The organism is Streptomyces sp. NPDC000941, assembly GCF_053599555.1.
Genome location: NZ_JBSFMM010000297.1, coordinates 1 through 11,493, shown reverse-complemented (window position 1 = coordinate 11,493; position 11,493 = coordinate 1). Strand labels below are relative to the sequence as shown.

Below are 11,493 nucleotides of genomic sequence, written 5' to 3'. Positions count from 1 at the left end.
GCCACAGGGCGGCCGGGGCCACAGGGCGGCCTCGCGGCCGCCCGGCGTCCCCACGGGGCCAGGCCAGGGGCTGGGCGGTGATGACGGCTGTCACCGGTGGGCCCCGGCGAACTCGGTGATGGTGGCCGCGACGTAGTCGATCATCTCGTCGGTCAGGCCGGGGTAGACGCCGATCCAGAAAGTCTGTCCGGCGACGATGTCGCTGTTGGTCAGGTCGCCCGCCACGCGGTGCGCACGGTCGAGGTAGGCGGGGTGGCGAGTGAGGTTCCCGGCGAACAGCCTGCGGGTGCCGATCTTCCGGGACTCCAGGAAGTCCATCAACTCCACCCTGCTGTACGGGCCGTCGGGGTCGACGGTGATGGCGAACCCGAACCAGCTGGGGTCGCTGCGCGGGGTGGGCTCGGGGAGGATCAGGCCCGGCAGGCCGTCCAGGCCCTCCCGCAGCCGCCGCCAGTTGCGGCGGCGCGCGGCGCAGAACTCGTCGAGCTTGGCCAGCTGGCTGAGGCCGAGGGCGGCCTGCAGGTCGGTGCCCTTCAGGTTGTACCCGACGTGGGAGAAGATGTACTTGTGGTCGTACCCGGCGGGGAGGGTGCCCATCTGGTAGCCGAACCGCTTGCGGCAGGTGTCGTTCTCGCCCGGCTCGCACCAGCAGTCGCGGCCCCAGTCCCGCATGGACTCCACGATCCGGGCCAGTACCAGGTTCGAGGTCAGCACGCAGCCGCCCTCCCCCATGGTCAGGTGGTGGGCCGGGTAGAAGCTGACGGTGGTCAGATCGCCGAAGGTGCCGGTGAGCTGCCCGTCGTAGGTGGAGCCGACCGCGTCGCAGTTGTCCTCGATGAGCATCAGGCCGTGTTCCTCGGCCAACTGGGCGATCTCCGCGACCTGGTAGGGGTTGCCGAGGGTGTGGGCCATGATGATGGCCCGGGTGCGCGGGCCGATGGCGGCCGCGATGCGCTCCGGGGTGGCGTTGTAGGTACGCAGGTCGACGTCGACGAAGACGGGTGTGAGCCCGTTCTGCAGGATGGGGTTGACGGTGGTGGGGAAGCCCGCCGCGACAGTGACGACCTCGTCGCCGGGGGTCAGGCGCTGGTCGCCGAGCAGGTGGGACGTGAGCGCCGAGACGGCCAGCAGATTCGCCGAGGAGCCGGAGTTGGTCAGGTGGGCCTTGCGGCGCTTCAGGGTACGGGCGAAGGTTCGCTCGAACTGACGTGAGGAGCGGCCCGCGGCGATCCGCATCTGCAGGGCGGCCTCGACCAGCGCGACGCGGTCGTCCTCGTCGAGGACCGCGCCGGACGGCCAGATCTCGGTGACGCCCGGCACGAAGCCACCCTGTGCGGCCTGGGTGTCCTGGTGGTGCTTGCGGACCTCGTCGAGGATCCGCGCGACCCGTTCTGTCATTGTCCATCCTTCCCTTGGCCGGGCTCGCCGTCGGCACGGCCGTCAGTGCGTCGGGCCCCGGCCTGGTGGCCGGGCGGCTTGGGTTGTCCGGTCGGGCGCGACCGGGCCGGCGGCACTCCGGCTGCGGCCATGAAGTCGGCCAGCGACTCCTCCAGGGAGCGGCGGGGTGCCCAGCCCAGCACCCGGCGGGCGCGGGCCACGTCCAGCCGCTGCCACGGCGCGTCCGAACGGGTCCCCCGGGCGGTCCGCTCCTCCACGATGCGCAGTGGGCGGCCGCTGAGCGAGATCATCAGGTCGACCAACGTGCACACGGGCACGGCCCGCCCGCTGCCGATGTTGACCACGGTGCCGGTGACCTGGCCCGCGGGGGCCCGCGCAGCGGCGACCACGGCATCGGCGACGTCCCGGACGTCGACCAGGTCGCGGTGGGCGAGCAGCGGGGCGAGGCGGAGTTCGCCGCGGCCCTCGGCGAGGTGCGCGGCGACGATGCCGGGCAGGCTGTTGGGGGGCGCGCCAGGGCCGCATGCCACCGACACCCGCAGCACCACCGCGTCGAGGTCCTGCTCAGCGACGGCCCGCAGCACGGCCCGGGTGCCCGCCAGCTTGGTGCGGCCGTAGGGAGTGGTCGGGGCCGGGGGGTGGTCCTCGCCGGTCACGGCGCCGGGCTCGGTGGGCCCGTACTCGTACGCGCTGCCGAGCTGCACAAGGCGCGGCCGAGCGGGCAGGGTGGCGAGGGCCCGGATGAGCCGGTCCACCAGGTGGGTGTTGGCCTCGGTCATCTCCTGCTCGGTGCCGCCCCAGACGGCGCCGGCCGCGTTCACCACGATGTCGGCGTCCGCGCACAGCCGGGCCAGTGCGCCGGTGTCGGGGGCGAGCGGGTCCGGGCGGGCTGGGCCGCAGCTGTCCAGGGCGGGGCGGGCGGTCCGGGAGAAGGGCACCACGTCGGCGCCCGCGGCGGCGAACGCCGCGCACACGTGGCGCCCCAAGAACCCGGTGCCGCCCAGCACGACGACGCTGCCGCCGGTACGGCCGGGGTCACGGTCCGGGCCGGTGCGGGTGGTCATCGCTTCCGGCCGCTTCCGTCCTTGTAGAGGGCCTGCCGGAAGTAGCTCCACGGGATCGCGCGGGCCTCGGCGACGCAGTGCCAGCCCTCACCCGGGGTGTAGGCGTCGATGTAGTCCGGCACGACCTTGGCCACGGCCTCGCTGTCGAAGATGTCGATGACCTTGCGGAGCGGGCCGGTCTGCAGCGCCATCTGCACGGCCTCGTTGCCCTTGAAGTGGCCGTCGAGGGCCTTGTCGAGGAACTTGCCGACCGGGTTCTTCACGTAAAAGGCGCGGCACTTCTCGGCGATCAGGTCGAGGTACTCCCGCACGGTGGCGGGGGTCATCTCGGTGAACGAGTGGATGTTGACGCACAGGTCGAACGGGGGCGCCTGCTCCACGACGTCGATGTCGTCTGTCAGCGAGCTGAAGCCGAGCTTTTTGAACGCGGCCTGGGCCGGGACGGCAGCCGGATCGGTGTGGCCGAGCACCGCCGCGGCGTGGCCGCGCACCAGCTCCAGCACCGTGCGGCGCCGGTCGTCGGGTGACAGGCCGGTCAGCCGGCCGGCCCAGTCCGCCGGCTGGTCCGCCTGCCCGGCGGCGGCGCGCCGGCGGCCTGCGGCCTGCGCCCGTACGGCGGCCGAGTGCGGTGGCGCGGCGGGCAGCGGGCCCGCTGGTCCGGCGGCCAGCAGGTGCGGCTGGCGGTGTGACCACACCGCGTCGAGTAGCGCGGCACCGTCCTGAGCGGGATCGGCCCCCGGGCTCCAGGTCACCGCCGTCCCCGGCAGGCCCCGGGCATGCCGGTGCGCGATCAGCGCGTCGCAGTAGGTGTGGGCGGCCGCGTGGTCGATCGCGTTCGGCTCATCCGGGTCGGTCACCGGCGCGGTGAACACCACGAACCAGCGCAGCGGCAGCTCCTGGGTGGCGGCGGCCAGTTGTGCGGCGACGGTGGCCTTGGCGTGCCACACCTGCGCGGGGGCGCCCGCTCGTGCCCCGGCCGCGTGCACGATCCCGGTCAGCGGGTGCGCCGGGTCGATGCCGGCCAATACCCCCGCCACCGCCTGGGGGTCGGTGAGGTCGGCGGCCACCACACTCACCCGGGGCCCGTACGCCCGCAGCCGGGCAGCCAGTTCCGCCGCCGCAGGCGCCGCGGGACCGCGGCGGCTGACCAGCACCAGATGGGCCGCCCGCCCGGTGCGCGCCAGGTGCTCGGCCACCCGGGCGCCCCAGGAGCCGGTGCCTCCGCTGACCAGCACCGTGCCTCCACTGTCCGCGGCCGGTTCATGCGCGACTTGTCCGCCTCGATCAGCAGCACCCGCAGCAGCAATTCCACTTTCGGCGCATTGACATATCGGTATTCCCCGGCATGCTCAACTCGCACCTTGCCCAGAATCTCATATCGCATCGGGAGTCCCCCTGTACTGTCGCCAATCGGTCACCCACCAGCCATGGGTCCTTCGAGCAAAATATGCCAAGTACCGAGTCAGGGTCCTTTTCGGTGACCTTGCATATCTGATGGCTTGGACAGCGCGTTCGCAAAACTATCCAGACCGGCAAGGCACGAACAAGACTGCCCACCCCCTACGACCACCTGACCGACTCGCAGCACCACTGCCCGATCCCCTACCAGGCGCCTGCCTCCCCCTACGGACCCGTAGGGGTCCGAGGTGAACGACACTTGCCGGCCACGTCGGGACACCCCTGGTCCAGGCGCTCCGCACCGCCGGCCCTGGCAGCCAGGCCACTCGGCGACACCGTCAGACGATCTCGCCGACCTCGAATTGAAGATCGACGGGCAGTTGTTGCCGACCTCCGATCTTCAGTTTCCGGTACACCTGGGTCAGGTGCTGCTCGACCGTGCTCACAGTAATGTAGAGACGGGTCGATATATCGCGGTTGGAATAGCCGCAGGCGGCCAGTACGGCCACCCGCTTTTCCGAGTCGCTGAGATTCGCCTCGTCGGTGCGCACGGCGGGCTTGTCGGGCCGGCTGTCCCAGACCTGCTTATCGCTCTCCAGTCGCAACCGCGCGCACAGCGGCTCGGCACCGCATTCCTGGGCCAGCTGCCACGCCCGCCGTGACGCCGCAGCGGCTTGGGCACCGTCGCCTCGCTGCCGGTGCGCTTTGCTGAGGTCGTACAGGGCACGGGCCAGTTCGAGTCGGTCGCCCGCGATCTGGAGTTGTCCGACCGCCCGGTTGAGCAACGACAGGCGCGTGTTCGGTTGGGCGACGGTCCCGAGCAGACGCAACGAGATTCCCCGGATTCTGGTGTCGGTCTCCCGGGTTCTGGACAGTTGGTCGGTCACCAGCCGTTCCGCCTTGTCGCGCTTCCCGAGTTGGAGCAGCGCCTCGGCCATGTCACCGCGCCACGGCACCCATGTCGGGTGGTCCGCCCGCCAGTTACGGGCCATCTGCCCCATGGCCAGGATGTCGTCAAGCGCGGCCTGGGGCCGGTTGGTGGCCAGGTTGTAGCGACCGCGCGCACGTAGGTAGAGCAGTCCGTAACCGCTGCGGAACAGCGACTTCGAGACGGGCTGGTTGAGCGTACGGGCGGCCGCCTCGTACTTGCCCATGAAGGTCTGGGCCAGCACCCGGGTCGCTATGAGGCCGCCGGCCAGCACGCTGCCCGTCCGCTCGGGCAGGCGGCTCAGCCCGGCCTGGGTGAACGTCTCGGCGTCCTCCAAGTTGCCCTGCCGCATGGCGATCTCGGCACGCAGGCCCGCGAACAGCGCGTACCACCCCGACGCGTCCCGGTGGTTCGCCTCCTTCATGAACAGCTCACACCAGTGCCGGGCCCGCTCCACTCCCCTTTCGGACAGCAGCAGCATGGTGGTCATGATCGGTTCGATGGTGGAGTCGGTCAGTACCGAGCGCCGGAGCATCTCCTCGGCCGCGACGATCGGGTCGTCTCCGTCGGAGGCGATGTGGATTCTCCACGGCAGGCCGTTCGGCCGCACCTGGCCGTCGATGGTGTACGGCGACTGGGCCGCTTCCGTCTCGTGGTCCTGCCCGTGGCCGTACGGGTGGCTGTCGGTCCAAGGCAGGCAGAGCTCCGCCATGTAGGTCAGCTGAGCGCCCACCTGGACGGTGGCGAGAGGAAGGGCTCCCGCGGGCCTCTTCCGCAGTGCTTCCAGAACCTCGTTCGCCTCCTCGATGCGCCCGTGGGCGAGGAAGAGATTCACCAGCGGCACGCAGTGCCGGGGCGCCAGCCGCCCCAGTCGTAAGACGTGCAGCAGTTCCTCGGCGATCTTCTCCGCCCCGGAGGGGTTTCGCCGGCGCATCAGGACAGCGGTCCTGATCCTGATCGCGGCGCAGTGCTGGGCGTCGGCACAGCAGCGGTGGGCCAGTTCCAGGTACGCGATCGCCAGCCGCACCTCGTCGTCGGCGAGCACCTCCTCGGCCGCGTCCTGGAGCACCTGCACACCCCAGGGCTGGTCGACACTCCGTGCGGCCCGAAGGTGCGGGGCGATCACGGACGCCTGGGCGCCGTCACCGTGCAGGAGGGAGGCGGCGCGGTGATGCAGGTCCCGCCGGTGGGCCGGGCCCATGCCGTCCAGCACCTTGGCTCGCGCTGCCGGGTGGCGGAACGACAGGTCATCGACCAGGCCCGCGGCGCGCAGCGCCCGTACCCCCCGCACCGCCTCGGCGCGCGGCACTTCGCACAGCCTGCTCAGCGCTTCGACCGTGCTCGCCTCGCCGAGGATTGCGAGACCGTCCGCGACCTCGGCGGCCGCAGGTCCGCTGCGGTCCACACAGGTCAGCACGGCATGGGCGAAGGCATCCCCGGCCACGGGGTCCGCCACTTCGGACTGCGCCGTGGAGGCAGGCGTCAGCAGGTGGTCCTCCTGAAGGGCGCGCAGCAGGAGGGGGTTGCCGCCGGTGACGGAGAAGTAGTAGTCGAGCGTGGCCTCGGCCAGTGCCGGGGTGAGCAGTTCAGCGGTGGCCCGACGGTCGAGGCAGTGCAGGCGCATGCGCTGGACGTGGGGCTGCCGGAGAAACTCGGTGCGGTACGTCGGCACTCCTTGTTGGTAGTGGAGAGTCTCCGTGAAGATCATCATCAACCGGGTGGACCGCGACCTGCCGCTCAGATAGAGGAGATACTGCAACGAGGTGGCGTCCACGTGCTGGAGGTCATCGACGCCGATCAGTACGAGCCTGGTCCGCACCACTTCGTGAAGCGCGGCGCACACCTTCTGCATCCTGGCCGCCCGCGCCGGGGCCGTCCGGTCGGCTGCGTTCAGGTCGACCGTGGCCTCGTCCTCGTCCAGCAGCGCCCGCAGGCGCCGCCCCGCCTCCGCGGGCAGCGACGGGCTGTCCATCAGCTGTCGCATCACTCCCAGAGGCAGAGCGCTTTCCGACCGCATGGCGGTGGCACGGAGGACCACTGCCCCTTTTTCGGCGGCGTTGGTGGCCACTATTTCCAGGAGTTCACTCTTTCCACACCCTACGGGTGCTTCAAGGATTACAGTTCTCGCTTTATTCGATGCGCATTCCGCGAGAAAGGTATCCAGTTCAAGGAGTTCCGCTCGCCGACCGACCAGCATACAGAATCCTACCCCCGTAATTCTGACGCGACCTTAAAAAAGTCGCCCCCTCAGGATACGGAAAGGGCATGCACTCACCGCCTTGCAAATAAGGCAGCGCAACACCGCGAGATGCTGGGTCACTTCATCACACAGCGGTGGACACACCCACTACTCAGCAGCTTTCTTTGATGAAACCTTGACAGCAGCATCACTGTCAACCGCCCCACTTTTCACACGATCTTCCGCGATCACGGCAAGATAACAGGGGAACCCAAAGGCCAGATAACAAGCAAAGCAAAAAGGATCATATCTCTTTATTTCCGCAGCAACCGGGCCGCGCTATGCACCGAATCAATACGCAGAGCCACCGAGAGGACACCCTGTGTACCTATGAATTGCGCCCTCGCACCGGCCGTCGGAAATTACTGACTTCGGCGTATCAGGGTCCGTCCGGTCTGTCGAGAGCGAGCCCCGTCCTGGCGAGGAATCCACCGAGGATGCCGTGCCGGTACCGCAGCGCCTTGAGCCGCCTGCGGAGCAGAGTCTCCAACTCGCCGAGAGTGCGGGCGGCCGGGTTGGCCAGGTTCCCCTTGATGTGCACCCACAGGCCCTCCACCGGGTTGAGGTCGGGCGCGCACCCGGGCAGCAGGACCGCTGTCAGCCAGTCCCGCTCGGCAACGAGTGCCTTCACCCGTAACTCCCGGGCGACGCGTGGGACTTCCACGTCTTCCTCGAAGAGGTCAACGGCCTGCATCCGTACTCAGCCAAACATCGCGGAAGCCCCCCCAGCCCACACGCAGTCACACCTTCGACGCCCCCACGATCCCGGGCGGCAACAACTCCTGGCCCCGCCTTCGCATCCGCCACACGAAACCCGGGAAACCTTTTGACAGGCCCCGTCCCGATTGAGGCGGAACCGCAGGCATTACGTGGAGCATCACATCAAGCGAGCCCAATCCCAGGGCTCGAACTACATCAATTTGTCTACATTTTGACAAGTTGCCTGGCGATTGGGGTAGGTGCGTGTGGAGTTAGGGATTCCGCTCAGCGTCGTGTTGATCGATGATCACCCCGTGGTACGCGCGGGCATCGCGGCGTGGTGTGCCGCCGCCGACGTGCCGATCAAGGTGGTGGCCGAGGGGGCAGATGTATCAGTGGCCCGCTGCGGACCGGGCCGGAGCGCGGACGTCGTCGTCCTGGACCTGCTGCTGCGGGACGGGCAACCCGCGTACGGCGAGTTGCAGGAGCTGGTCGCACAGGAGCGCAAGGTCGTCGTCTACACGATGCGGGACAGCCAGGAGGCGGCGTTGACCTGCATGGACCTGGGCTCGGCCACCTATATCACCAAGGGGGAGGGGCAGCGGCACCTGGTCAAGGCAATCCAGGCCGCTGCCGACGACATTCCCTACACACCCCCGTCGCTGGCCGGAGCGTTCGGCAGTGACACGCGGCAGAGCCGCCCCGTGCTGTCCGTCCGGGAAGTGGAGGTGCTGGTGGAGTGGTTCCAGTCCGAGTCCAAGGCGATGGTCGCCCAGAGCCTGGGGATATCGGAGCGCACGGTGAACACCTACCTGGACCGGGTGCGCATCAAGTACGCCAACGTCGGCCGCCCGGCGACCACGAAGGCCAAGCTTGTGGCCAGGGCGGTTCAGGACGGTCTGATCGCGCTGGACGAGCTGTGATCCGGCAGGCGGCCTCGACCAGGCAGTGGTGCTCGCCCTGGACCGTGCGCACCCGGATCCCACTGGCCGCCGCCTCGGGCAGCCGGTCCCGCAGCGCGTCCACCACGATGCCCACCCGCACCTGGTCCTCGCCGCGGACCACAGTGACCCGGGCCGTCTCCCCGGCGGCGGCCAGTGTGGCGATGACCGGGTCCAGGAGCGCGCGGCGCAGCTGCAACGGCAAGTCGAGGGGGTCGCCGCGCACGGCGAGCAGCACGGTGGTCCCGTTGCGCTCGGCGGCGTCGATGCAGGCCCGCATCTCGTGGACCAGCGGGTCGAACGTACAGTCGCTCTCCGCGAACAGCCGTCTCAGCCGGGCGGCTTCCAGTGCGCAGGCCCGCCGCACCTCGTCGTCCTGCGGGTCGAGGGAACCGTCGGCGAGCCCGGTGAGCAGGGGGATCACGGTGGTGTTCAGCTCGGCGTACCGCCGGCGCTGGTCCGCCTGGATCTGTGCGCCGACGGCGATACGGGTGCACACGCGCTCTTGCGCCCGCAGGGCCTCGCCGATGGCCGTGCTGCTGTTGAGCAGAAGCTTCGCACCGGCGGCGATGGTCATCTGGAAGCAACAGGCGGACAGGGCCCGCAGGGCCATGCTCGCCGCGATGGCCCGCGGGGGAACCTCGGCCGCCAGCAACTGGGCCACGATGACGGCCAGATGGCACCCGGTGAAGGCGCCGAACGCCGCCAGCCCCCGGTGGCCGAGCAGGACGACGGCGAACCAGCCCACGAGCGAGAAGGACCAGTGGGCGCGGCCGACGAAGTACTGGTCCGCCGGCACTTGGGTGGTGGTGGCCACAGAGGCAGCGAAGGCGCAGACCAGTGCCAGCGGCACCCAACCGCGCGGCCACGGGCGGCCGCCGAGGCCGACGAGAACACTGCCGCCGAGGACCAGCGTGAGCAGGCCGTAGGCGGTCAGCGGGACCCAGGGGTGCCGGTACTCGTCCAGGCCGGCCAGGAGCGCGGGCAGCGCGGACCCGACGTGGACGGTGATCACGATGGCCAGTGCCCCGGTACGGATGCCGCGGAGCTGGTGGCGGGTGATCAGCTGACGGAGGTCCTCAGACACGCGGCCACTCCAGACGCACCGTCGTGCCGTACCCGGGCCGTGACTTCACGGTCGCGCGGCCCCCGATGTTCCGCATCCGCCCGCAGATGGAACGCTTGATTCCGATCCGATGGGCGGGGATGCGTTCGGCATGGAACCCCACCCCTCTGTCGACGACGGTCACGACGACGCGGTGCCGCACGCGCTCCGCCCTCACCCGCACCACGGTGACGCCCGCGTAGCGGGCCACGTTGCGCAGCGCCTCGCCGAGGCCGCCGCGCAGCGCCGCCGCGGCAGGGTGCCAGACCGTGCCGAGGTCCTCGTCGAACCGTGCGGTGACGCGGAGGGGATGGGCGGCGATCTCCTCGGCCAGCTCGGCGGCCAGGTCCACTTCCCCGACGACCGCCTGCTCGACGCGCAATCGGACGAGGTCCCGCGCGGCCTGGGCCCGCAGGGTCTCCGGTCGCATCGACGCCCATGGCGCCGACGCGATCAGCAGGGTCGCGCAGGCGGTGTCGTGGAGCGCGGCCAGGTGCTCCCGTTCCGCGGCACAACGAGCCTCCGCCGCCTCCCCCTGCCGCCGGGCCCGCGCGGCCCGGTCGGCGGCCTCGTCGGCCGCCCGGCTCTCGCTGAACACCAGCCGAACCACGAGTTGAGCCAGGGCGCTGTTCACCACGACCCAGACCACGCTGTGCAGGGCGTCGGACCACTCCAGCTCCGGGTGCAACGCGGCACCCGCCAGATCCGCACAGCACAGCCACAACGTCGCCAGAATCCCGATCAGGGGCGTCTGGGAGAGCTGGTAGGCCACGGCCGTGAAGTTGAGCGCCACCAGGATCCAGGTGCTGGCGTGATCGGTCCCTGCGTCGGGGACCGTGAACCGCTGGCTCAGGCACAGGGCCGTCATAACCGCCAGGTCCAGGGCGAGAAGCGGCCGGGGCCGCATCCTCGCGGCGGTGGTGAGGCGCAGGTGAAGCCAGCTCCAGGCAAGCGTGGCGGCCGCGGCCACCGCCGCGGGCGCCATCTCTCCCACCGGCATGGCCACGACGGCCAGCACGGCACAGGCGCTTATCACTCCGGCCCGGCCGTAGAGGGCCAACCGCCGGTTGAACGCCACGTATTCGCGCGCCCAGGGCCCCGCCGAAGCAGGAAGGCGCGCTGAACCCGGCAGGTCGATGCCGGGCTGCAGTGTGGGAATCGGCATCGATCATCCATCCTCGGCGACCATCGGTGTAACACGGCGATAGCGGAAACCTCACGATCCGTGAGGAAAAGCGAATGTCTTTTGTCGGTCGAACGACCCTCACACCGCATGACCCGGCGCGTCTAAGCTGGACCGGTCGCGGCGGCTTGGGGCGAGCGGATCGGGATGATCTGGAATCCCATCCATGTCGGGCCCTTTGGAAGCCCTTTGCGAGTACGAGGCAGCTTCGACACAATTTCGCCTCATGCCAACCTTCTCTTGAATGCATAGCGAAGGGAATGCAGTCTCCTATGTCCGCATCTGCGCCCAACGTCATCCTGCGCGGCGGCCCCATGCAGCCGGCCGACGAGTCGTGCACGCGGTATGTCAATGACACCGAATCGACCCTGAAACTTCTCGTCGGCAACGCCTACGAACACTTTCAGCCAACAGGTCAGGTCGTGAAACACCAAGGGCTGAGCCTGCGGGTGTTCGAATGGATCCGCCGGACCTACGTCGCCGAGTAACCAGGGGGCGAAATGCTCGCCGGGGGCTTTCTCGCGCCGCGCGCGAGAAA

Annotated in this window: 8 protein-coding genes and 1 pseudogene; 2 read left to right on the top strand and 7 right to left on the bottom strand. The window is 69.7% G+C overall.

Annotated features, from left to right (window positions below):
• Positions 1-90 precede the first annotated feature (90 nt).
• The 5 genes and pseudogenes from rfbH to ACWDSL_RS48230 all read right to left on the bottom strand — a co-directional run.
• On the bottom strand, positions 91-1,398 hold the full coding sequence (gene rfbH / locus ACWDSL_RS48250; RefSeq protein WP_450495462.1) for a lipopolysaccharide biosynthesis protein RfbH: 1,308 nt from the start codon (positions 1,396-1,398) through the stop codon (positions 91-93).
• Complete coding sequence (locus ACWDSL_RS48245) at positions 1,395-2,462, bottom strand: NAD-dependent epimerase/dehydratase family protein (RefSeq protein WP_450495460.1); 1,068 nt, start codon at positions 2,460-2,462, stop codon at positions 1,395-1,397. The genes rfbH and ACWDSL_RS48245 overlap by 4 nt, the downstream gene beginning before the upstream one ends.
• Positions 2,459-3,697, bottom strand: coding sequence for a KR domain-containing protein (locus ACWDSL_RS48240; RefSeq protein WP_450495458.1), 1,239 nt, complete (start codon positions 3,695-3,697; stop codon positions 2,459-2,461). Before ACWDSL_RS48240 ends, ACWDSL_RS48245 begins: the two co-directional genes overlap by 4 nt.
• Positions 3,698-4,198: 501 nt before the next feature.
• Positions 4,199-6,985, bottom strand: a complete 2,787-nt coding sequence (locus tag ACWDSL_RS48235; RefSeq protein ID WP_450495456.1) for an AAA family ATPase — start codon at positions 6,983-6,985, stop codon at positions 4,199-4,201.
• 421 nt (positions 6,986-7,406) lie between these two features.
• Positions 7,407-7,658, bottom strand: a pseudogene (locus ACWDSL_RS48230) (transposase); the annotation flags it as partial.
• Positions 7,659-8,019: 361 nt separating this feature from the next.
• Here ACWDSL_RS48230 and ACWDSL_RS48225 point away from each other — a divergent pair.
• Entirely contained in the window at positions 8,020-8,649 is a 630-nt protein-coding gene (locus tag ACWDSL_RS48225) for a DNA-binding response regulator (protein WP_319698533.1), read from the top strand.
• Here ACWDSL_RS48225 and ACWDSL_RS48220 read toward each other — a convergent pair.
• Both ACWDSL_RS48220 and ACWDSL_RS48215 read right to left on the bottom strand, forming a co-directional pair.
• Positions 8,555-9,754: a hypothetical protein gene (locus ACWDSL_RS48220; protein WP_450495454.1), complete on the bottom strand. Its 1,200-nt coding sequence runs from the start codon at positions 9,752-9,754 to the stop codon at positions 8,555-8,557. The two genes, ACWDSL_RS48225 and ACWDSL_RS48220, sit on opposite strands and share 95 nt — an antisense overlap.
• On the bottom strand, positions 9,747-10,937 hold the full coding sequence (locus ACWDSL_RS48215) for an ATP-binding protein (protein ID WP_450495452.1): 1,191 nt from the start codon (positions 10,935-10,937) through the stop codon (positions 9,747-9,749). The genes ACWDSL_RS48220 and ACWDSL_RS48215 overlap by 8 nt, the downstream gene beginning before the upstream one ends.
• Before the next feature lie 290 nt (positions 10,938-11,227).
• Here ACWDSL_RS48215 and ACWDSL_RS48210 point away from each other — a divergent pair, with 290 nt between their 5' ends.
• Positions 11,228-11,443 (top strand): DUF5988 family protein, encoded by a 216-nt coding sequence (locus ACWDSL_RS48210; RefSeq protein WP_450495450.1) that lies wholly within the window; start codon positions 11,228-11,230, stop codon positions 11,441-11,443.
• Positions 11,444-11,493 lie beyond the last annotated feature (50 nt).